Source organism: Ureibacillus sp. 179-F W5.1 NHS, from assembly GCF_045369345.1.
Classification (GTDB): Bacteria; Bacillota; Bacilli; order Bacillales_A; family Planococcaceae; genus Ureibacillus; species Ureibacillus halotolerans.
Map to the genome: position 1 here is coordinate 82442 of NZ_JBIQFG010000003.1, position 23040 is coordinate 105481.

Consider the following 23040-nt stretch of genomic DNA (forward strand, 5'->3'; position numbering starts at 1 on the left):
TTTCCCTCCTACTATGGTTTAAATTTTGCGCTTAATACGGTATACATACGCAAGTATTTCGGCAACTGCTTTAAAAAATTCCTCTGGAACTTGTTGTCCAATTTCCACTTGATCATACATCGCCCGAGCTAGTGGTCGATTTTCAACCATGACGACATCATTTTCTTTCGCAATCAGTTTAATCTTTTGAGCGATAAAATCTGTTCCTTTTGCTACAACTGTAGGTGCTTCCATGTTTTGCTCATCGTATTTTAAGGCAATTGCAAAATGGGTTGGGTTTGTAATAACAACGTCTGCATTTGGGATTTCCTGCATCATTCTTCGCATTGCCATTTCACGTTGACGTTGCTTAATTTTCGATTTTATTTTAGGGTCACCTTCAGAATTTTTATATTCATCTTTTATATCTTGCTTCGACATTTTTAATTGTTTTTCATATTCATATTTTTCATAAAAATAATCAAACAATGCAATGAGTACAAGTACAATAGAAGCAGCAATCCCCATCATACCCGCTAACTTTGCAACGGTAGTTAAAGTATCCCATGGACTCTGGAACGATAATGAAAGTACCTCTTCTAAATTCATCCAAATAACAACCGTTGTTACGGTCCCAATAAATGATATTTTCAATAGAGATTTTAATAGATTTACGATTGCTCTAACGGAAATAATTCGTTTAATTCCTTTTATCGGATCAATTTTCTTTAAATCTAATTTCATACTTTCCATTGTAAATAGAAAACCAAATTGTAAATAGTTCGCTGCTATTGCCCCAACTACTGCAATTAACATAAAGGGTAAAAGTATTTTTGCCATCTCTTTTAAAGAATCCGAATACATTTTCATGACAGTTTCTACCGTTAGCGATTCAATGAGCATATTTTTTTGAAAAGCTTGGTTAAGAAAGCCGAATATGCTTTCAATCATTGTTGGCGCAAACATGTATAGAAACAGAAAAAGAATTAATAGCACAAATGCTGCTGTTACATCTTGACTTTTAAGTACTTGACCTTTTTTCCTTGCATCTTGTCTCTTTTTAGGTGTTGCTTTTTCCGTCTTTTCACCAGCAAAAAACTGAATGTCTAATGGGAGTAATAATTTCAAATTAAGCACCACCTAACAATCGCATTAAATCTCGCATTGAAAGTATCATTAATTCTACTAATTTTTCCATAACTTCAATCATTACACCGAGGGAAACGATTAAAACAAGAAAGCCAATGGCGATTTTGACCGGAAACCCAATAACAAAAATATTTAATTGGGGTACCGTCTTAGCTGTTATCCCTAAAGCTAATGTCAATAAAAATAAGGTAGCAACAATAGGTGCTGACATTTGAAAGGCGATGGCAAATACCGAAGCAAATACTTTCATTATAAATTCCACTGTATTTTCATCTCCGAACTTCGGAAACAATTGGTCGATTGGCATAAACTGATAGCTGTAAAAAATGCCATCTAAAATCAGGTGGTGTCCATTAATGGAAAGTAACACAAACAAAATTAAAAAATTTAAAAATTGACCCATTAATGGTGTTTGGGCACCCGTTTGTGGATCGATAATGTTCGCCATAGCAAAACCCATTTCAAAGTCAATAAAACCACCTGCAATTTGAACAGCGGATAAAATGATATGAGCAATCAAACCGATCATTAACCCAATAATTGCTTCTTTTAAAACGAGTAATATGTAATTTCCATCAATCGGAATAGCTGCCGCACTCATCGTGTAATACATCATCCAAGATAATACACATGCTAGAGCAATTCTCAATTGAGGAGGAATGGTACGATACGAAAAAAAAGGGACTGACACAAAAAAAGCAGATACTCTGACTAAAATTAACAATAAGACGGATAATTTAGGGATAATTTCTGTCATTTTATCACCCTATATATCGAGTCAAATTGTTCAAAATGTCAGTAACATATGCTGTCATTTGAGAAATCATCCAAGGCCCGAAAAAAATAATGGCTACTAAAACCGCGATAATTTTCGGAACAAAAGATAGAGTTTGCTCTTGAATTGATGTTGTTGCTTGGAATATACTGACAATCAAACCTGAAATAAGCGCAATCAGTAACAATGGTCCTGAAACGATAAGGACAATCCATATAGCTCTCTCTGCAATTGCAATGACCATTTCTTGGCTCATTCGTATCATCCCCTAAAAACTTTGAAGTAGAGACTTGATGACTAAATACCATCCATCTACTAAAACAAATAATAATATTTTAAACGGTAGTGATATCATAACTGGTGGCAACATCATCATCCCCATTGACATCAGAACGCTAGCTACTACCATATCAATCACAATAAAGGGAATAAAAATCATAAACCCTATTTGAAAGGCAGTTTTTATTTCACTTAAAGCAAAGGCTGGAACAAGCATCGTTAACGGAATTTCTTCCACTGAAGCTGGTCGCTCTGCCTCATTGTAATCTAAAAACAACTCTAAATCTTTTTGTCTAGTATGTTCGGCCATAAACTCCTTAAAAGGTAAGGAAGCTCTATCATAGGCCTCTTCTAAACCAATTTCTTCATTAAATAATGGTTGTAATGCTTGTTCATTTACCTCTTGAAATGTAGGTGCCATAATGAAAAACGTTAAAAATAACGCTAATCCGATAATGACTTGGTTTGGCGGCGATGTGTTTGTCGCTAATGCGGTTCTTGTAAAGGATAAAACGATCACTATCCGCGCAAAGGAAGTCATTAAAATTAAAATACTTGGTGCCAACGATAAAACGGTTAAAACTAAAAGTAATTTAACGGAAGTGGAAACATTCGTTGGATCACTTTCAGAAAAGAATGAAATAAAATCTTGCATTATTTATCTTTCTCCTTTTCCTTCCATTTTTCCAACTCTGTCTGACGGTTTTGTTGCATCTCATTCAACCGTTTAGTTAACAAAGATTTAAAATTACTATTCATCGATTGATCACCATTGGTGGATTCCACTTGTTGTTTATCGTTACTTTTCAACTTATTTATTAACTCTAAAAAGTACGGTTTTGTCGTGGCAAAGCTTTGTTTTTCATTAAAATATTGCACCAATTGTTGCACTTCTTCTTCATCCTGAATTTCTTTCAGAAGTTGAACATCCTCACCAACACCAACTATGTATAATTTATCGCCAATATGGAGAAGTTGTACGGATTTTTGAGGTCCGACTGTAATTCCCCCAATATTGCGAACAAGACTATTTTGTTGATAAGTGCTACTTTTTTTATTAATAAATTTTAAGACAAAGACAAGTAACCCTAGTACGAATATTAGGCAGATTAACATTTTAAAGTATTCCCACAGCCCTAATCCAACATCTGCCGAATCAGATTGTTCTTCATCGGCAGATGACTTTGAATCATCACAAAGCTCTGGATTTTGTAAACATTCGTCGGTAATCATTTGATTACCTTGACTTGCATAGGCAAAATTCGCTGGTGTAATAAACAATAATACCAATAAGATAGGAATCAATATCCGAAATTTTGCTAATTGTTTTTCATTCATACGATCAACCTAATGCTTTTTGTATAGCTTCAATTACACGATCAGCTTGGAATGGTTTTACGATAAAGTCTTTCGCACCCGCTTGAATAGCATCGATAACCATTGCTTGTTGTCCCATCGCTGAACACATAATAACTGTTGCTTTTGGGTCGGCGGATTTAATTGCTTTTAATGCTGCTATCCCGTCCATTTCAGGCATTGTAATATCCATTGTTACTAAGTCTGGTTGTAATTCGTTGTATTTTTCTACCGCTTGTGCACCATCAGCAGCTTCTCCAACTACTTCAAAACCGTTTTTTGTCAAAATGTCTTTAATCATCATACGCATGAATGCAGCATCGTCAACTATTAATATTTTTTTAGACATATAATTTCCCTCCAAATAATACTATTTTAAATGATTTAATCGTTCGCTTTGACTCATAATATCCGTAATGCGAACTCCGAAGTTTTCATCGATTACGACAACTTCACCTTTCGCAATTAAACGGCTATTTACTAAAATATCTACTGGTTCCCCTGCTAACTTATCTAATTCAATAATAGAACCAGAAGCAAGCTGTAGAATTTCTTTTACCGAATGTTTAGTACGGCCAAGTTCAACCGTTACTTGTAAAGGAATATCTAGTAACATATTTAAATTGCGAGCTTCATGTTGTGTCATATTCGCATTTTCAAAGGATGCGAATTGGGCTTGTTGCACATTAACCGGCTGTTGCGGTGGCTGATAAGGTGGCATTCCATAGTTATAGTTTGCCGGTTCCTGATAAGTTGTAGCAGCTTGTTGTTCATATACAGGTGGCTGCTGATAAACGGGTTGTTGCGACGATATTGGTTGTTGTGGCGCAACAGGTGGTGCTTCTTGTACAACCGGTTGTTGTACCTGAGGTTGACTAACGGATTCTTCCTGTTCCTCATTCAGCAATGTTTTGACAATTTTCTTCCCAAAATCAAGTGGGAATAATTGCATTAAGTTGGAATCGATTAATTCACCGATTTTTAATCTAAATGAAACTTTCACTAATAGATCTTCGTCCGGTATTCGTTCATTCCCCTCATTTTGAGGAATGTTTAAAATATCAATTGTTGGTGGCGAAATATCTACCTTTTTATTGAATACGGTTGACATTGATGTTGCAGCAGAACCCATCATTTGATTCATTGCTTCTTGTACAGCGCTTAATTGAATTTCACTTAAATCTTGATTTGGATGTAAACCATCGCCACCAAGCATCAAGTCTGCAATGATCGCAGCATCTGATTGTTTAATAACCAATAGGTTCATGCCAGATAAACCTGTAGTATATTCCACTTGTACCGCCACATATGGTTGTGGAAATTCTTCTTCTAATCGATTTCTATTAATCATTGAAACGACAGGAGTTGTAATATCTACTTTCTGACCTAATAAGGCAGATAAGGCTGTTGCTGAACTTCCAAAGGATATATTCCCTACTTCTCCTAAAGCATCTTGTTCGATTGAACTTAAGTAGTCTTCAACACGAAGTGGTGTCCCATCTGTAGTAATCTCAGTTGCAGAGTCGTTATCGTCTAACGATTCGCCCCTTAATAATGCCTCAATTTCTTCTTGGGAGAGCATACCATCACTCATCTTCGTCTCCTCCTTCCAAAGGGTCGATAATTTGGATTGCCATTTTTTTGTTTCGTTTTCCTGGTTGTACTGTAAATTTAGGAATACTGCCAACCTTTAAAATGAGAGGTTCATCTATTTTTTGATCTAATTGAATAACATCCCCTCTACTCATATAAAGGAAATCTTCAACGGTTATATGAGTTGAGCCAAGCTCCGCTATAACCGGTAACTCCGCTTGTTTAATTCGTTTTTCTAACATTTGTGACTGTTCAGGGGAAGCTTCTTTTGTATTCGATTGCATCCAATATTGAACAGACAAATTATGAATAATCGGTTCAAGGACAACATGGGGGATACAAATGTTAATCATCCCTGTTGTTTCTCCTATAATCGTATTTAAAGAAATTACTACGACCGTTTCGTTTGGTGATACCATTTGTAAAAATTGCGGATTCACTTCAAGTTCCACTAACGTAGGATCAATTTCAGCAATCGTACTCCAAGCTTCCCGCAAATTATCAAAGGAACGTTCAAATAAACTTGTCATAATTTTTTGTTCTATTTCTGTTAAATTGTCGACATTACTATAGCTTGAACCACTTCCCCCCATTAAACGATCTAACATGGAGTAAGCGATATTTGGATTAATCTCCATCAAGATATTACCATCTAACGGCGGTACTTCAAATACATTAATTAAAGTCATATTCGGAATTGACCTAACAAACTCTTCGAATGGAATTTGGTCTGCCGATGCAACGGTAATTTGCACATATGTTCTTAACTGTGCTGAAAAATAAGTCGTTAATAATCTCGCAAAGTTTTCATGTATTCGGGTCAAACTTCGGATTTGATCCTTCGAAAAACGAAGAGCACGTTTGAAATCGTAAACTTTCACTTTTCTTGTCTCTTCTTCTTTTTTCATGTCATCCGCGGACATTTCACCCGTTGATATTGCTGAGAGCAGCGCGTCAATTTCGGATTGGGATAATACATCTCCTGCCATTTGCCCACCTCCATTTCAAGATTTACATAGTTCTAATGAATCCCATTTACTGGATGATGTAGGAGGTAATGTAAACTTGTTGAACTTCACCATCTTGCATCAATTCATTTATTTGGGTTTTAATTGTCGATTCAAAGGTTGCTTTCCCTTGCTTCCCATTTAAATCATCTTTTTTCATTTCTGAAAGCTGTTCAATCACTAAATTTTTCGTTTGGAAATCTCTTTTTGTTAGTTCTTCTGCAGCTTCCTTACTATCTGTTTGAATTTTTAGAGATAATCTAACAACACTATTATCAGCTAAGTTTGTCGTTAACTCCGGTACATCCACAGATGCCTCCAAAATTTCATCAATGGAAGGTTCTTCAGATGCTGCTGTTTGTTTATTCAATTGTGTTAATACGACAAACAGGACAACACCTATTAACGTAATCGTTACTAAAATAATAAGCATTATGGTTAATAACTTATTTTTCTTCATTGTTATCACCTCGTAAATGGGGGTTGGATAATACTTGAATATTTTTATAAAAATGAGCTACTCTATTTCGTATTTCTTCTTCACTTTCTAACACGATAAATTTCCGTCCAGTCGTGAGCGTTATCGTTGTGTCAGGAAAGGCTTCCACTGATTCTATGTATAAAGCATTTAATGAAAAAGGTTTACCATTCAATCTTGTCAATTCAATCATTGAAATGGGGCCGGGTCTTTTTTAAAGAGTGCCGGCCCGACCCTCCTTTACAATGAAATTAGTTTTCTATCTTTATCGTTTTAAGTTTACAAGTTCTTGTAAAATTTCATCGGAAGTTGTAATAATACGAGAGTTCGCTTGGAAACCACGTTGTGTAACGATCATTTCCGTAAATTCTTCAGATAGGTCTACATTTGACATTTCTAATGCGCCTGAAACAACTGCTCCAATACCTTGTTGAGTTGCGATTTGTACGCTTGGATCACCAGAGTTTTGTGTCATTTGGTAATAGTTATTCCCAGTCTTTTCTAAACCACCAGCATTCGGGAATTTTGCCAATAACAATTGACCTGCAAATTGAAGTTTACCATTTACATCAACATATGTAACGGTACCATCTTGTCCAATACTCATCGATTGTGCATTTGTTGGAACTTTAATTGGTCCATAACCATCCACATCTATTGCACCATCTGCATAAAGACTATCAGTCCCAATTGCGGCAGTTGCTTCCGCTTTGTCCGTTTCTGCATTACTTACAGATTCTTCAACTACTTGATCATAAAGTTGATCATTTGAAACACCTACTAAATATTTACCATCTGAATTTACTAGGTATCCGTTACGATCCATATAGAAATTCCCTGCACGTGTATATAGGACATTATTGAAACCAGAATCCGCAGCGATTTCGCCATCCGCATTTGGTGCTTGTGTTGAATCACCTACCATAAAGAATCCGTCGCCTGAAATCGCTAAATCAAGAGTTCTTGCAGTCGTTTGAAGGGAGCCAGTTCCATGGATTGTATCGATCGCAGCAATTTGTGCACCTAATCCGATTTGTTTCGCATTCGTACCACCTGTTGCTCCTGTAGGACCAGATGCACCAGCAGTCGTTTGTGAAATTAAATCTTTAAATACGACTCTCCCTTTTTTGAAACCGTATGTATTTACGTTTGAAATATTGTTCCCGATTACGTCAAGCTTTGTTTGGAAGTTTTTTAAACCAGAAATACCTGAATACATAGAACGTAACATAAGTAATTGTTCTCCTCTCGTTTTCCAATTATTTTTCATGTGTTGCCTCTGTCATTCAGCAACACTAGGCATCCCTAACCTTTAGTTAAAAACTAACTCGGTCCTGCCTATCATTTAAAGTACAATTGTCCCATCAATATTCGTAAACAATTGCTCCTTTGCTTCTGTGCGTTCCATCGCTGTAATAACGGTTGCATTTTTTGCACTTACAATCAACGCAGCTTGCTCCATCAAGACTAATGGTTGATTCACACCTTTTGAACGGGCTTCAAAAACTTTGTCCGTTACAACTTGCCATTGTTGTTCAGAAATTTGAATATTTCTTTCTGTTAATCTTTCATTTGCGTGTTTACTAATTTTAAGCTCTCGATTGCTCGTTGCTTCTTGTAAATGGCTTACGAAAGATTGTTTTATTTGGGGCGAAGTTGTTTTTTTAGGTTGAATTTGAACTGTTGGTTGTAATGGCAAGTGTTGAATTCCAATACGATTCACCTTTGTCACCAACCTTATTCATTTATCAATTCAAATTCATCTCTTTGTAATCTTTCACCATTGTTTAAAATGTACTCAATTAATGTATTATTTGTTGTTACTGATTCGATTGTCGCTTGTATCATTTCTCCATTAGATGAGTATTGAATCGTTTGACCGATTAATTGGCTTGCTTTCACTAATGGATTTTCTTCTTCTGTACTTGAAGTAGCATCCGTATTTAGGATAGATGAAATATTGCCAGCTGTAATTTCTTTCCCATCATCGAGAATGAAGACAGCTTGTCCATCAACAAATTTCATTTCATTAATAATGCCTGTACCTTCATTAATGATATAATTACCTTCTTCATCTTTTTCATCTGTTATTTCATGCCATTTTACTTCTTTTCCTACAAATGTTGTATATGACATCAATTGCGTTTGAATTTGAGACATTAATAAATCTTCCATTGCTGTTGTCATATTTTGCATTTGTTCTAAAGAAGAGAATTGAGCCATTTGCGAAATAAACTCTTTATCATCCATTGGTTGAGTCGGATCTTGGTTTTGTAATTGGGTGATTAATATTTTTAAAAAGGCGTCTTTACCTAGACTGGAATTATCACCCGTTTCACTATATTTTGTAGTCGGGGTTGGTGTTAAATAATAATCATTTGTAATACCCGTTGTAGCCAATTGTTACACCTCCTCATTTATTAAATAATCTTGAAAGGATTTTTTATCTTGGTCGTCTTGCTCATCTTGATCGGTATCATCTTGTTCAGATTGTTGCTGTTTAAACAAATTGTCAAATTGATTTTGATCGCGGGAGTTACGGTCTGTTTCTTGTAAACTTTGGGCGATATCAATTCGATCCATTTGGATATTTTGTTGAGCAAAGGCTGTTTTTAATTGTTGCAACTGACTATCCAGCAATTCCTTTCCGACTGCGGTTGATGTTAGTAATCTAGCAGATAAAACACCGTCTTGTTGCATCAGTTCAATTCGAATAGTTCCTAAGTTTTCAGGATAAAGCTTTAATAGTAATTTCATTGTCCCTTGACTATTAGAAAATTGACTTCGATTGATTAAATTTTGAATCTCTTTTGCTAAAGCCTCCGATTGAGCTCCCTTCTCTACAGGAAGTTGAATATTGAAGGTTTTAGTAGTATTTGTCGATGTTGTTACTGTTGAAATCGAACTTTGGGCTGTTTCATGAAGTTGAGTGTTCTTCGTTACTTGTTTAACAACCTGTTCAAATCCTTCTATTGACACTTTGTTCGCCACAGTTGTTTCTGTCCTTTGTGTCATGAAAGGTTGAGTTGTAGTTTGCTTATTAGCCAGTTCTTTTATTTGTTCATTGAACAATTTTATAAATTCCGTCAATTGGGTAATTTTAGTTGATTGCACACCTAACAAATCGGAATGCCTTCCAACGACTTCGGATAATTTTAGTAATTCCAATAATTTTTCAGCTTGTTTCGATGTCACTTGATGATCACCTTGAAACGCAGCTATTAACTGTTGAATAAGCACAGGGCCTTCCTCTACTACAGTATCTATTAACTCCCATAGATTATTAGTATCGGTCATGTCATTCCCTTTTACTTGTTGCATCATTTCTAGCAATTCATTTACATCAATATTTAATACAGCAAGTAAATCGTCTAAATTCATTAGTTCATCCATGGCTACCGCTTTTCCATCCTCACCAACTTGAACCATCAATAGCCCTTCATCATGGGAGATTCCTAATAAATCCATAACCTCGTTAGGTGATTGGGAATTTAATAATTCAGCTATTTTTTGTAAGTCCACACCTTCTGTTACTTCCTCTAGAGTACCCATATCCTCTGCTGTAGATAAAACTGCTTTTTGGAATATATCACCAAAGTTATTATTTTTTACCCCTTCTAATTGGGAAGTAGATACTGTTTTAGCTGATGATGACGTCACCAAATTTGCACTCTTTGTTGGCACAGTAAGCTGCATTATTCCAATATTCATTGTTTCACCTCCTTTGACTACAGCTACTTTTTATTTCGATAAAAGTTCCGTGTAGCGCGCCGCATCAGCTGGTTCCATTTTTGATAAAATGGCAGATAACGTTTCTGGTTGCATATTTGATAAAATCTTCAACGCTTCATCATCACTCATTTCAACAATAATTGGCGCTGCCGATTTGGCTGACATTTCCTCATAGGATTTTAAAATGTCTTCAAATTCCTTTTTAGTTTCACTTTGTTCCTGCTGCAATTTTTCAATTTCATATTGTAATTGCTCTTTTTCAGCTTCATCGGTTTGTTTTTCATCTTTTGCTGTTTGCAATTGGGATTGGAGCTGTTCAATTTCTGCCTCTTTTTCTTTCACTTGCGCTTCCAATTCAACAATTTTTTGATCATAATTTTTTGTTGTTTCTTCCGTAGAAGCTTCCTCTGACTTGAATGAATCAATCAGTTCCGATGCTTTTTCAAAGACATTGAAATTCGTAAATGAAGCAATCCCTAGTAATATCGCAATAACAAATAACAATGGAATAAAAACTAAATAAAATAATTTTTGAAAAATTCCAGGGGATTTTTCTTCTTCTATTAGTTGATTTGTTGGTTTGTTTTTATTCAATTTTTCTTTTGCCATGAAATCACCTGATTTCTTTCTTAAAATACTGTAGGGAGGAGAGTTCATCTAATTGAAGCATCTCCATTCTCTCTTCATGCGTCTTATAGGTTTCATAATCTTTATCACGCATTTTTTCAAACTTTCGTACTTCCAAGTTTTTTTCGAGCAACTTTTGTTCATACCAATTCATTTTGGCACGAGCTTGAACGACTTTCTTTTGTACGTCTGCAATCGTATGCTCCAAACTATCGATGAAAATTGAAAAGTGATAAATTTCATCAATCGTAGCCCCTACTGTTAGCCGTTCATTTTGATAAGTAATTAAGTCTTCTTTTTCCTTTAACAATTCATATAATTTTGTAGCAACTTCTTCAAAATCTCTTACCGATTCTTTATAGGCTACTTCTGTTTGTTGTTTTTCTTGTTCCCGTAAAGTTAATACTTTTTCGAAACGATATGTATATTGAACCATTACTTACCACCACCATTTGATAAAGCGATCATTTCATTAACAGTATGTTGAAGTGAGACTTTCTCTTTATAACTTTGTTTTAAAAAGTTTGTAATAAGTGGCTCATATTGAATGGCTTCATCTATTTCCTTCGATGTACCTTTTTTATATGCTCCAATATTGATTAAATCTTCTGATTTGGCATACGTATAGTAAAGTTCTCTTAATCGTTCAGCCGCTTTTACATGTTCTGGATGGGAAATATGATTCATTAAACGACTGACACTTTTCAAGACGTTAATAGCAGGATACTGACCTTTATTTGCCAAGGAGCGATCTAAAACGATATGTCCATCCAATATTCCTCGTACTGTATCAGCAATTGGCTCGTTCATATCATCTCCATCAACTAATACAGTGTAAAAGGCTGTAATCGTCCCGTTTAAATTGGTACCTGTACGCTCCAAAAGTTTCGGCAATATGGAAAAGACGGAAGGGGTATACCCTTTCTGAGCAGGGGGTTCCCCTGTAGCTAGTCCAATTTCCCTCTGTGCCATAGCAACCCGAGTAACGGAATCCATCATCAGCATGACATTTAAACCCCGATCTCTAAAGTACTCAGCGATAGCCGTTGCAGTAAAAGCACCTTTTATACGCATTAAAGCCGGTTGATCGCCTGTGGCTGCTACGACAATAGACCGTTTTAACCCTTCTTCCCCTAAATCTCTTTCGATAAATTCTCGAACTTCCCGTCCACGCTCACCAATTAGAGCTATTACATTAATATCTGCTTGGGTATTGCGTGCAATCATTCCAAGTAAAGTACTTTTCCCTACACCGGAACCAGCGAATATCCCAACCCGTTGACCACTACCTACCGTTAACATACCATCAATGGCCTTCACACCGACTTCAAGCTGTTCATGAATTGGCGGTCTTGTTAATGGATTTGGTGGTTCTTTTTCCGTTTGAACGGTAACTAACCCTTTCGGCAAGTTTGATCCATCAAATGGGTTCCCCATCGAATCTAATACTTTCCCTATTAATTCAGGGCCTACTTTAATTTCAAGAGGTTTCCCAGTTCCTTCTACAAGACATCCAATCGAAATTTCCCGAATGGACGTGTAGGGCATTAAAATGACAAATTCATTATTAAAGCCAACTACCTCAGCTAAAATGACTTGGTGTCCGTTTTTTGATGAGTTTACATGAATTTTACAAACATCTCCGATAGAACTTTCAGGACCTTGGGACTCAATCATTAATCCTACAACACGGTTCACTTTACCAAACTTCTTGAATGTTTCAACATTTGGAATTTTCTTTATTAATTGAGCCGCTTTCATCCTATCATTCCTTACCTTCTAAAATTTCGTTCAACTTTATGCGAAGTACGTTTAACTGCTCATCAATTGACACAACAATTCGTCCGTGATTTGTTTCAATATAACCATCAGTATCGTTTAGATCCTCATCTACGAAAATAAGAAATGGAACATCGGTTGGAAACATTGCTACTAGCTCATCTCGATTTTGTGTTACTAATCGATGATAAGTTGGTGGAACGTATAATTTAATTTCCTTCATTTCACGAGCTTCTTTTAGCCCCCGTTTAATGATGGATAAATACACATTTTCATCTTTTTCTAATGCCGAACCTATAATTCGTTCAGCTGATGTTAAAGCAATGTCTAAAATAACTTGCTCTTGTTCTTCGATGTACTTTTGAGCATTAAGGCGAGAATCTTCCACTACTTCATTGGCTACTTTCAAGGAAAGTTCCATATCCGCTTGGGCTTTTTTCATTCCCTCTTCATAACCTTTTTGGAATCCTGAGTCATAAGCATTTTGTTCAAGAACTAATTTTTCTTCATCCCATAATTGCTTCGCTTGTTCCAGCTTTTCCAACTGAGCTTGACGATATTGTTCAAACTCCTGTTTCTGTTGTTCGATTTGCTCCATTGCTTGGGAAATTAATCTTTCTCTCTCAGAGTAAACGTCTGAAATGGTCATTGTATGTTGATGAATTGAATTTCCATCTTCGAAATCAACAGTAAATAAATTTCGAAGTTGGATTTCAACATCTTTTTTCTCTGGTTGGACGGCATTTGAACGGATGATTCTAGACAATGACGTCATCTCCTCCACCACGAGCGATAATGATTTCCCCTGCATCTTCTAATCGGCGAATAACTCCAACAATTCGTGATTGAGCATCCTCCACATCACGAAGACGAACAGGTCCCATTATTTCCATTTCTTCTTTAAATGTCTCAGCCATACGTTGGGACATATTATTGAAAATAATTTCCTTCACTTCTTCACTACTTACTTTCATAGACAGAAGTAAGTCTTCATTTTCACAATCCCGGATAACTCGTTGAATCGAACGATTATCCAACGTAACGATATCTTCGAAGACAAACATTCTCTTTTTAATTTCTTCAGCAAGTTCTGGATCTTGAATTTCAAGCGCATCGAGAATTGTTTTTTCCGTTTGACGATCAACACCATTTAACACTTCTACTACTGCATCTACGCCACCAGTTTCTGTGTAGTCTTGAGTAACAGTAGAAGAAAGTTTACGTTCTAATACAGATTCAATTTCGCTAATTACTTCAGGTGAAGTCGAATCCATCATCGCAATACGTTTCGCGATATCCGCCTGTACCTCTTGGGGCAAGGAGGATAAGATAACTCCGGCTTGCCCTGGATCCAAGTATGATAAAATTAACGCAATTGTTTGCGGATGTTCATTTTGAATAAAGTTGAAAATTTGGGCAGGATCGGCCTTTCTAGCAAAATCAAAAGGTCTTACTTGTAAAGAAGAAGTTAAACGGTTAATAATTGCTTGCGCTTGTTCTTCTCCTAGTGCCTTTTCTAAAACGGTTTTTGCGTAACCGATTCCACCTTGTGAAATGTAATCTTGAGCTAATGCGATATTATGAAATTCTTCTATTATATCTTCTTTAATACTAGGTTCAACTTTTTTTACACTTGAGATTTCTAACGTAAGACGTTCGATTTCTTCTTCATTTAAATGTTTATAGACAGAAGCAGAAACTTCTGGTCCTAGAGAAATTAACAGTAAAGCTGCCTTTTGTTTCCCTGTTAACCCTTTTTCTTTCTTGGACAAGGTCGAACCCCCCATTAATCTTCAGTAATCCAACTTCGCAATAGTTTAGCAAAGTCTTCTGGTTTTTCTTTCGCCATTTTTTCCAGTTGTTTACGGCGAATTGTACCTTCTGTTTCTTTTTCTTCATTGATATCATCTACGATTAAATCTTCTTGTTCTTCAATAATCGTATATTGTTCTTCTTCTTCTCTTTTCTTTTTCGAACGAATAATGAAGAATACTAACAATAAAATAACCGCTACTAATATTCCACCAACAACCCAGATCCACCAAGGAATCGTAGGAGTTTCTTCAACAGCTGTAGCGTCATTACCATAAAACGGCTGAACAGAAACGACAATTTTTTCATCGATTTGCTCATCAGTTAATTCACCAGCTGCTTCTTTATCAATCGTTGTACGTACAATTGTTGAAAGTATTTGTTCGATATCTCCTCTGACATCTTCAGATAAAGATGTAGCATCATCTGGTACTGGTGGTTCAACCATAACTTGAATGCCGAGGTCACGGATTTTATATGGACTTTCTTGGATTTCTTTTGTAATACGATTCACATCGTTATTAATCGTTTCTTCTACCCGTTCGTAAGTTCCGTCTCCACCAGTAACTTCATCATAATTTACGAAATTATCTGTTCCTGTTTCCGCTTCTGGTGTCCCCGAAGCTGCACCTGTACCGGAATAAGTTTCAGTAATACGTTGAGCACTAATTTCAATACCTTCCATATTTTCTTCATTTACAGGCTCAACAATATTTTCTTGGCGATTTTCTTGTTTAAAGTCTATATCCGTCGTAACAGAAACGACGATTTTGTCATTCCCCATTAACGTACCTAACATTTGTTGAACTTGTCTTTGTAAATCACGTTCAATCGACTTTTTCACTTGCATTTGTCCTTCAACAGAATCAACAGAACCTGAACCATTCGAAGCTTGTTCTAAATCAAAATACTCGGAGTATTGGTTAGTAATTACGATGTTATCTGTACTTAAATTTGGAATACTTTTTGATACGAGATTATATAAAGTTTTAATTTGTTCATCCGTAAATTGATGACCTGGTTCTGTATCCAATACGATGGATGCACTTGCCTGTTGTGTAGCATCGTTTACAAACACACCTTGCTCAGGCATTGTAATCATTACATTGGCATTTTTGATACCATCAATTGTTTTGATTAAGTTTTCTAATTCAGTTTGTGTAGCCGCAAGATTAATGACGTTGAATTCATTGTCCGTCATCCCAAAACCAGCATTTGAAGTAAAGAATGAAGTATTAATTTCACCTGAATCTGGATATCCTTGAGCTGCAAGGGAAACTGTTAATGAATCCACTTGATCTTCCGGCACTAAAATATTCGTACCACCAGGGGCAATTTCGTATGTAACTCCTTGGGCACTTAATACTTCTGCTATTTCACCAGCTTCACTAGCTGATAGTTCCGTAAAAAGTGGCACCATCGTTGTTCTAGTTAAGAAATATGTAAGTATACCTGCTAGGGCAACAACACCGATTAATGTACCGAATATTGCCCCCTTCTGTTTTTTTGTTCGACTCTTCCAAAATTGGGTAGAGTCTGATTTCACTTTTGAAAGTCGTTCATTCATTATGTATCCTCCGATTATTGTGTATACACCAACAATTTATCGTCAAGATTTAAATAGTCATGCGCATAATTTCTTGGTATGCTTCAACTGCCTTGTTGCGTACCTCCATTGTTGCGTTTAAACTAACACTCGCTTTTTGTGCAGCAATCATCACTTCATGTAGTTCAACATCTTCACCTTTGATCAGTTTTTCCGTCATAGCATCAGATGTAATTTGTTGATTGTTTACAGATGCAATCGCATCCTTTAATGTATTTGCAAAAGATTGTTGTGCCTCATATGACGTTGTCGGAGTTGTTAACTTAGTTTCATTTACTTGTGATTGTGTAGGCATAATCGATACTGGATTTATCGCCATCATAACCACCCCTTTCTACTCAACTTATTTCCCTATTTCTAATGCTTTTGTCAACATTGATTTATTAGCATTAAACACTGTGACATTTGCTTCGTAAGAACGAGTTGCTGATACTAGATCAACCATTTCCGTTAATAAGTCAACATTCGGCATTTCTACATATCCTTCTTCGTTTGCATCTGGATGTGTAGGGTTAAAAACTAATTTAAAAGGAGTTTCAGTATCTTCATTAATTCTCGTTACCTTCACTCCATTACCAGCATTATCCTTTTTCCCCATTGCAATATTCAGAAAACTAGAGAACTGACCATTATCCTCTGTTAACGTCACCGATTTACGACGGTAAGGTTCCCATTCTCCATTTACTTGTCTTGCACGAGTCGTATCAACATTGGCAATGTTGGATGAGATTACGTCCATTCGTAAACGTTGTGCAGTTAATGCGGATGCCGTTGTATTCATACTTGAAAATATAGACATCGTTATTTACCTCCCTTGATGACATTATTTAACGTATTAAATTTACTCGATATACGTTCAACTAGCGCATTATAGTAAATTGTGTTTTCCGCTAAACTTGCCTGTTCCGCATCCATATCTACACCATTTCCATTACTACGATAGTTAAAATTTTCATAACTATAGACACCTGGAGTAGACGTTTTTATATCAAAATCGTAATGTCTTGCATCCGTACGATAAGCGGAAATTGTTTCACTTTTGGCGTCCGTCAACATTTGCTTAAAACTGACATTTTTCGCCTTATAGTTCGGTGTATCAACATTTGCTATATTTTGAGCAATCGTTTTATTTTTTAACGATGCGTAATTTAGACCATTTTCTAAACTACTAATAGTTCCTCCGAATAAGCTCAAACTCTTCACCTCAAGTTTTAAATTTATGTTACAAAACATTTCAATTTAATAACTTCATTTTAATGTATACTATTACTTAAGTCTATTAACATTTAGTGTTTTTTTATAGTAAATAGGGACTATTTTTTATTTAAAAACCGCAACAAAATATTTACAAATTACTAACTTACTACTTAATTCGACATTTTTTACGTGAAATTCCACCCAATTAATAATATTATCACTTTTTAGAAAATTAGTATATTAATTGTACTACTAGTAAAATTTCCATATAAAAAATAAGGTTTTGTCTCTTTTTTGAGACAAAACCTTATTTTTTTATTTACGTTTATTTCATTTTAATTTCAGCTAATGCTGCTAAAAATTTATCATTCAATACTTTTATATAAGTCCCTTTCATACCTAACGAACGAGACTCGATAACACCAGCTGATTCCAATTTACGTAAAGCATTAACGATTACTGAACGTGTAATTCCAACGCGATCTGCAATTTTAGAAGCAACTAATAAACCTTCATTTCCATCAAGTTCTTCAAAGATATGTTCAATTGCTTCTAATTCACTGTACGATAATGAATTAATCGCCATTTGAACAACAGCTCTGCTACGTGCTTCCTCTTCAATTTCCTCAGATTTCTCACGTAAAATTTCCATACCTACTACTGTCGCACCATATTCAGCTAAGATTAAATCGTCATCTTCAAAGCTATCAGTTAATCTTCCTAAAATTAAAGTACCTAAACGTTCTCCGCCACCGATGATCGGAACAATTGTAGTTAAACCATTTTCAAATAAATCACGGTTTTCTGTTGGGAAAACAGTATGTTCACTATTAATGTCGATATTAGGTGATGTTTCTGTAATTTCGAATAAGTGTTGAGTATAGTCTTCAGGGAATTGACGTTCTTCAAACATTTTTTTCATACGAGCATTTTCAATTTGTTGATGAATTGAAATACCTAAAAGTTTCCCTTTGCGGCTTACAATAAATACATTACAGTCTATTATATCTCCAAGTGTTTCTGCCATTTCTTTAAAGTTTACCGGCTTCCCAGCTGACGCTTGCAACATAGAGTTAATCTTACGAGTTTTTGCTAATAAATTCATTTTTAAAAAATCCTCCTAATAGGGTACATAAATTAATTCACTTAATATTCTAAAGGTTCCTAAAATTTATTGTAACTAATTCAGCTTGAATTATAAGATAAATTGTGACAAATCTTTGTTTTTCGATATTTTTTCCAGCTTTTTATCGACATACGCTGCCGTAATTTCGATATGGGCTGGCGAAATTTCGGATGCTTCGAAAGATAATTCTTCTAATAAACGTTCCATAATTGTATGAAGTCTTCTAGCACCTATATTATCTGTTTCCTGATTGACTTCCGTAGCAATTTCAGCAATTCGGTCAATCGCATCATCTGTAAAGTTAATCGTAACGTCTTCCGTTTCTAATAATGCCTTATATTGCTGGATAAGAGATTGATCCGGCTCTTTTAGTATGCGAATAAAATCTTCCTTCGTTAACTTATCGAGTTCAACACGGATTGGGAAACGCCCTTGTAATTCAGGAATTAAATCACTAGGCTTCGACATATGAAAAGCACCTGCAGCAATAAATAACATAAAGTCTGTTTTAACCGTGCCGTATTTTGTCGTTACCGTTGAACCTTCCACTATCGGTAAAATATCTCGCTGTACACCTTCACGGGATACATCTGCCGAAGATGATCCACGACTGGCAATTTTGTCTATCTCATCGATAAAGATAATCCCTGATTGCTCTGCACGACGAATCGCCTCTTGGGCTAACTCATCAGAATCAATCAATTTGTTGGCTTCCTCTACCGTTAAAATTCGACGGGCGTCCTTTACTTTCATTTTACGTTTTTTTACTTTTTTCGGCATAAGATTAGATAACATGTCTTGCATACCTGACGAGCCCATGTCCATTCCCATTCCCGGCATTAATTCAAAGAAAGGTGTGTTTTGTTCTGTCACTTCCACCGTAACGAAGTTATCTTCCAGTTTACCCGCTTTTAAGTCTTCTGAAACTTGGGAACGTTTTGTACGAATTTCTGCTTCTTCATGACTAGAGTCTTCATCAGACTTGTCATTTTTTTGACCAAAAAGCATTTCCAATGGATTTTGAGCCATTTTGGATTTCACTTTTGAAGGGACTAACAATTTTACCAGTGCCTCATTTGCATTTTGCTCAGCTACATCTTTTACCGCTTCCATCATTTCATCTTTTACAAGTCTTCTTGATGCTTCTACGAGGTCTCTTACCATCGATTCTACATCACGACCTACATAACCCACTTCCGTGAATTTTGTCGCCTCTACTTTAATGAAGGGAGCATTCGTTAACTTCGCAATTCTGCGAGCTATTTCTGTTTTCCCAACACCAGTTGGTCCAATCATTAAAATGTTTTTCGGGATAATCTCATTTTGCATTTCTTCACTTAATAAAGAACGGCGGTATCGATTTCGAAGAGCGATAGCTACTGCACGCTTCGCATTATGTTGTCCAACTATATGACGATTTAATTGTTCTGTAATTTGTCTTGGCGTTAAATGTTGTTGTGTCATTCTTCAAGCGCCTCCACGATAATATTATGGTTTGTAAACACACATATATCTGCTGCTACAGTTAAGGCAGCTTTTGCAATTTCACTAGCCGTTAAATGATCCCCTGCGTGTTGTTTTAATGCTCGCCCAGCAGCAAGAGCATAATTACCACCAGAACCAATTGCTAAAATACCATCATCAGGTTCGATAACTTCCCCAGTACCTGAAATAAGTAATAAAGTAGATTTGTCCATGACAAGAAGAAGGGCTTCCAATTGACGTAACATTTTATCGCCGCGCCATTGTTTTGCAACTTCTACAGCTGCCCGTTGTAGGTTGCCGTTATATTCATTCAACTTCGCTTCGAACATTTCAAATAACGTAAATGCGTCAGCAACAGAACCTGCAAACCCAGCCAACACTTTACCATTGAATAGACGTCTGACCTTTCTAGCAGTATGTTTCATTACAACTGAATTTCCTAACGTTACTTGACCATCTCCTGCCATCGCACAATGTCCATTGTGGTGAATCGCAAAGATGGTGGTCGCATGAAATTGTTCCATTATGGTTCCTCCTCAATTCTAAGCTCGTGGATGAGTATTCATATAAGTATTTCGTAAATGTTCTTTTGTTACATGAGTATAAACTTGTGTTGACGATAAACTGGAATGTCCAAGTAATTCTTGAACTGTTCTTAAATCAGCTCCATGATTTAATAAATGGGTCGCAAAGGAATGTCGTAACATATGCGGATATATTTTTGTGTGCATGGAAGCATTTTTAATCATCTCTTCAAGTATGTAACGTACACCACGAGGAGTAAGTTCGCCTCCGCGCATATTTACAAATAACTTATTATGCTTTTCATTCTTCATAAGTTTCGGACGCACTTCCTCAATATACTTACTTAATGCTTCATGTGCATATTGTCCGAACGGAATAATTCGTTCTTTCCGACCTTTCCCCATAACTCGAATGATTGAATAGTGAAAATCAAGATCTTCTAGTTCAATTGAAGTACATTCACTAACACGAATCCCTGTTGCATAGAGTAATTCAAGCAAGGCCATATTGCGAATTGATTTATTGTCGTTCCCAACATTTCTATCGAACAGTTGGGAAAGCTCCTCTTCGTAGAAAAAATTAGGTAAGCGCTTTTCTTTTTTAGGATGGTATAGTGATCGGAATGGAGAATCATCTAAGTTGAACTCACGATTTAAAAATTTAAAGAACGAGCGAATCGATGAGATTTTTCTAGAGATTGATGTTCGAGCTTTCTTTTCATCATATAGCTTTGTGATATAAAGTCGAGCATGGATATATTCCACATCTTCTAAGTTCGTTATACCTTCTGAATACAAAAAGCTTAGAAAATCTTTTAAATCAAACTCATACTCCCGAACAGTATGTACGGAAAAGTTTTTTTCAAGTTGAATATAACGGAGAAACTGATCCAAAGCGTCTGTGAATTTGACCTGCATCGCAATACACCTCCAATCAAATAAGTGGAAAAGCCATTTGTTTATCTGTATCGCGTCTGCATAAATAAAGAAGGTTATAAACGTCCAACTACAACTTTTTCATATTTTATAAAAAACGTCCAACAATGAGACTATACCTAACTCGGAAATATATCAAGTATTTTATTAAATAAAATTTGTAAAAATTGCGTGTATCATTAACAATTTAGTAACAAAAGGATAGATACTTATTGTGTCGTTAATAATATACCCAAAAGAAAATACCTCATAAATTATAACAATTTATGAGGTATATAAGCAATTATATGGTTTGAGAATTCACAAAATTTTGAATTGTTGCCAAAGCTCGGTTAGCGTGGCGTTCTGCCCGCTCTTGTTTTGATTTAATTTTTTCTCCTAATTCAGGGAAAATACCAAAATTCACGTTCATCGGTTGGAAGTTTTTAGAATCGGCTTCTGTAATATAGCGAGCCATACTTCCTAAAGCTGTTTCGAACGGGAATATAATCGGCTCTTGTCCTAAAGCAAGTCTTGCTGCATTAACACCCGCAATCAAGCCGCTCCCTGCTGATTCCACATACCCTTCAACACCCGTCATTTGGCCAGCAAAGAAAATATTTTCATTTGCACGTAATTGGTACGTTTTATTTAGTACAGTCGGAGAATTAATAAAAGTGTTTCGATGCATTACACCATAACGGACAATTTCAACATTTTCAAGACCTGGAATCATTGAAAACACTCTTTTTTGTTCTCCCCATTTTAAATGGGTTTGGAATCCTACAATATTATATAAAGTTCCAGCTGCATCGTCTTGACGTAATTGTACAACCGCGTATGGACGTTTTCCTGTTCTTGGATCCTCAAGACCTACTGGTTTCATCGGACCGAATAACATCGTTTTTTCTCCTCGGGAAGCCATTACTTCAATCGGCATACATCCTTCAAAATACTTTTCTTTTTCAAATTCTTTTAACGGTGCACATTCAGCGGAAATTAAAGCTTCACGAAAAGCATCAAATTCTTCCTTCGTCATCGGACAATTTAAGTAAGCTGCTTCCCCTTTATCATAGCGAGATTTCAAATAAACTTTGTCCATGTTGATGCTGTCTTTTTCAACTATTGGAGCAGCTGCGTCATAGAAGTATAAATATTCTTGACCAGTTAGTTCTTTAATTTTCTCCGCTAAAGCAGGGGAAGTTAATGGGCCAGTAGCCACTACTGTTATACCTTCAGGAATTTCTGTTACTTCTTCATTAATCACTTCCACTAAAGGATGATTTTTCACAGTTTCTGTCACATATCCAGCAAATTCATGACGGTCTACTGCTAGTGCTCCACCAGCAGGGACAGATGCATTATCCGCCGCTTTAATAATGACAGAGTCCATTATACGCATTTCCTCTTTAATTACGCCAACAGCATTTGTTAAAGCGTTGGCTCTTAATGAATTTGAACAAACTAGTTCGGCAAATTTATCTGTATGATGTGCAGGTGTTTGTTTGACAGGACGCATTTCATATAAACGTACCTTTACACCTCTTTTAGCAATCTGCCAAGCCGCTTCACTACCTGCAAGACCTGCGCCGATTACGTTTACAATTTGTTGTGTCATGTT

Annotated in this window: 28 protein-coding genes; all 28 read right to left on the reverse strand. The window is 36.0% G+C overall.

Annotated elements, in window-relative coordinates; translation table 11 throughout:
* Window positions 1–18: 18 nt before the first annotated feature.
* The gene (gene flhB, locus ACH0B5_RS02740; RefSeq protein WP_406927359.1) at window positions 19–1107 is read right to left on the reverse strand and encodes a flagellar biosynthesis protein FlhB; all 1089 of its coding nucleotides are present in this window, start codon (window positions 1105–1107) and stop codon (window positions 19–21) included.
* Window position 1108: 1 nt separating this feature from the next.
* Window positions 1109–1885, reverse strand: a complete 777-nt coding sequence (gene fliR / locus ACH0B5_RS02745) for a flagellar biosynthetic protein FliR (protein ID WP_406927360.1) — start codon at window positions 1883–1885, stop codon at window positions 1109–1111.
* Window positions 1886–1889: 4 nt separating this feature from the next.
* Window positions 1890–2159, reverse strand: coding sequence for a flagellar biosynthesis protein FliQ (fliQ, locus tag ACH0B5_RS02750; protein ID WP_122970370.1), 270 nt, complete (start codon window positions 2157–2159; stop codon window positions 1890–1892).
* A 12-nt stretch (window positions 2160–2171) separates the two neighbouring features.
* Window positions 2172–2837 carry a flagellar type III secretion system pore protein FliP gene (gene fliP / locus ACH0B5_RS02755; RefSeq protein WP_122970369.1) on the reverse strand — a complete coding sequence of 222 codons (666 nt, stop codon included), beginning with the start codon at window positions 2835–2837 and terminating at the stop codon, window positions 2172–2174.
* Window positions 2837–3520 carry a flagellar biosynthetic protein FliO gene (locus ACH0B5_RS02760; protein WP_122970368.1) on the reverse strand — a complete coding sequence of 228 codons (684 nt, stop codon included), beginning with the start codon at window positions 3518–3520 and terminating at the stop codon, window positions 2837–2839. The genes fliP and ACH0B5_RS02760 overlap by 1 nt, the downstream gene beginning before the upstream one ends.
* A 4-nt stretch (window positions 3521–3524) precedes the next feature.
* Complete coding sequence (locus tag ACH0B5_RS02765; protein ID WP_122970367.1) at window positions 3525–3887, reverse strand: response regulator; 363 nt, start codon at window positions 3885–3887, stop codon at window positions 3525–3527.
* A gap of 21 nt (window positions 3888–3908) precedes the next feature.
* Window positions 3909–5132, reverse strand: a complete 1224-nt coding sequence (gene fliY, locus ACH0B5_RS02770; protein ID WP_122970366.1) for a flagellar motor switch phosphatase FliY — start codon at window positions 5130–5132, stop codon at window positions 3909–3911.
* Window positions 5125–6120 (reverse strand): flagellar motor switch protein FliM, encoded by a 996-nt coding sequence (gene fliM / locus ACH0B5_RS02775; RefSeq protein ID WP_122970365.1) that lies wholly within the window; start codon window positions 6118–6120, stop codon window positions 5125–5127. The genes fliY and fliM overlap by 8 nt, the downstream gene beginning before the upstream one ends.
* A 46-nt stretch (window positions 6121–6166) precedes the next feature.
* Complete coding sequence (fliL, locus tag ACH0B5_RS02780) at window positions 6167–6598, reverse strand: flagellar basal body-associated protein FliL (RefSeq protein WP_122970364.1); 432 nt, start codon at window positions 6596–6598, stop codon at window positions 6167–6169.
* Window positions 6585–6809 (reverse strand): flagellar FlbD family protein, encoded by a 225-nt coding sequence (locus tag ACH0B5_RS02785; RefSeq protein WP_406927361.1) that lies wholly within the window; start codon window positions 6807–6809, stop codon window positions 6585–6587. Before ACH0B5_RS02785 ends, fliL begins: the two co-directional genes overlap by 14 nt.
* Before the next feature lie 72 nt (window positions 6810–6881).
* Window positions 6882–7847 (reverse strand): flagellar basal body rod protein FlgG, encoded by a 966-nt coding sequence (gene flgG / locus ACH0B5_RS02790; RefSeq protein WP_341362953.1) that lies wholly within the window; start codon window positions 7845–7847, stop codon window positions 6882–6884.
* Between the two features lie 114 nt (window positions 7848–7961).
* Entirely contained in the window at window positions 7962–8339 is a 378-nt protein-coding gene (locus ACH0B5_RS02795; RefSeq protein ID WP_406927362.1) for a TIGR02530 family flagellar biosynthesis protein, read from the reverse strand.
* Between the two features lie 14 nt (window positions 8340–8353).
* The gene (gene flgD / locus ACH0B5_RS02800) at window positions 8354–9016 is read right to left on the reverse strand and encodes a flagellar hook assembly protein FlgD (protein WP_406927363.1); all 663 of its coding nucleotides are present in this window, start codon (window positions 9014–9016) and stop codon (window positions 8354–8356) included.
* A gap of 3 nt (window positions 9017–9019) precedes the next feature.
* Window positions 9020–10327: a flagellar hook-length control protein FliK gene (locus tag ACH0B5_RS02805; RefSeq protein WP_406927364.1), complete on the reverse strand. Its 1308-nt coding sequence runs from the start codon at window positions 10325–10327 to the stop codon at window positions 9020–9022.
* A gap of 30 nt (window positions 10328–10357) precedes the next feature.
* Window positions 10358–10957 (reverse strand): MotE family protein, encoded by a 600-nt coding sequence (locus ACH0B5_RS02810; protein WP_122970360.1) that lies wholly within the window; start codon window positions 10955–10957, stop codon window positions 10358–10360.
* Between the two features lie 4 nt (window positions 10958–10961).
* A complete protein-coding gene (gene fliJ, locus ACH0B5_RS02815) occupies window positions 10962–11411 on the reverse strand; it encodes a flagellar export protein FliJ (protein ID WP_406927365.1) in 450 nt (149 codons plus the stop codon).
* Window positions 11411–12736: a flagellar protein export ATPase FliI gene (fliI, locus tag ACH0B5_RS02820; RefSeq protein WP_122970358.1), complete on the reverse strand. Its 1326-nt coding sequence runs from the start codon at window positions 12734–12736 to the stop codon at window positions 11411–11413. Before fliI ends, fliJ begins: the two co-directional genes overlap by 1 nt.
* Before the next feature lie 4 nt (window positions 12737–12740).
* Complete coding sequence (gene fliH / locus ACH0B5_RS02825; RefSeq protein ID WP_338322875.1) at window positions 12741–13529, reverse strand: flagellar assembly protein FliH; 789 nt, start codon at window positions 13527–13529, stop codon at window positions 12741–12743.
* The gene (gene fliG / locus ACH0B5_RS02830) at window positions 13513–14526 is read right to left on the reverse strand and encodes a flagellar motor switch protein FliG (RefSeq protein ID WP_122970356.1); all 1014 of its coding nucleotides are present in this window, start codon (window positions 14524–14526) and stop codon (window positions 13513–13515) included. Before fliG ends, fliH begins: the two co-directional genes overlap by 17 nt.
* 14 nt (window positions 14527–14540) lie before the next feature.
* A complete protein-coding gene (gene fliF / locus ACH0B5_RS02835; RefSeq protein ID WP_122970355.1) occupies window positions 14541–16133 on the reverse strand; it encodes a flagellar basal-body MS-ring/collar protein FliF in 1593 nt (530 codons plus the stop codon).
* A 49-nt stretch (window positions 16134–16182) separates the two neighbouring features.
* Window positions 16183–16491 carry a flagellar hook-basal body complex protein FliE gene (gene fliE / locus ACH0B5_RS02840; RefSeq protein ID WP_341361870.1) on the reverse strand — a complete coding sequence of 103 codons (309 nt, stop codon included), beginning with the start codon at window positions 16489–16491 and terminating at the stop codon, window positions 16183–16185.
* 24 nt (window positions 16492–16515) lie between these two features.
* Window positions 16516–16971: a flagellar basal body rod protein FlgC gene (gene flgC / locus ACH0B5_RS02845; RefSeq protein WP_122970353.1), complete on the reverse strand. Its 456-nt coding sequence runs from the start codon at window positions 16969–16971 to the stop codon at window positions 16516–16518.
* A gap of 2 nt (window positions 16972–16973) precedes the next feature.
* A complete protein-coding gene (flgB, locus tag ACH0B5_RS02850; RefSeq protein WP_122970352.1) occupies window positions 16974–17366 on the reverse strand; it encodes a flagellar basal body rod protein FlgB in 393 nt (130 codons plus the stop codon).
* Between the two features lie 328 nt (window positions 17367–17694).
* The gene (codY, locus tag ACH0B5_RS02855; protein ID WP_122970351.1) at window positions 17695–18474 is read right to left on the reverse strand and encodes a GTP-sensing pleiotropic transcriptional regulator CodY; all 780 of its coding nucleotides are present in this window, start codon (window positions 18472–18474) and stop codon (window positions 17695–17697) included.
* Window positions 18475–18564: 90 nt separating this feature from the next.
* Window positions 18565–19959 (reverse strand): ATP-dependent protease ATPase subunit HslU, encoded by a 1395-nt coding sequence (gene hslU / locus ACH0B5_RS02860; protein ID WP_122970350.1) that lies wholly within the window; start codon window positions 19957–19959, stop codon window positions 18565–18567.
* Window positions 19956–20504, reverse strand: a complete 549-nt coding sequence (gene hslV, locus ACH0B5_RS02865; RefSeq protein ID WP_122970349.1) for an ATP-dependent protease subunit HslV — start codon at window positions 20502–20504, stop codon at window positions 19956–19958. Before hslV ends, hslU begins: the two co-directional genes overlap by 4 nt.
* 18 nt (window positions 20505–20522) lie before the next feature.
* A complete protein-coding gene (gene xerC / locus ACH0B5_RS02870; protein WP_341361869.1) occupies window positions 20523–21422 on the reverse strand; it encodes a tyrosine recombinase XerC in 900 nt (299 codons plus the stop codon).
* A 301-nt stretch (window positions 21423–21723) separates the two neighbouring features.
* On the reverse strand, window positions 21724–23037 hold the full coding sequence (trmFO, locus tag ACH0B5_RS02875) for an FADH(2)-oxidizing methylenetetrahydrofolate--tRNA-(uracil(54)-C(5))-methyltransferase TrmFO (protein ID WP_122970347.1): 1314 nt from the start codon (window positions 23035–23037) through the stop codon (window positions 21724–21726).
* Between the last annotated feature and the right edge of the window lie 3 nt (window positions 23038–23040).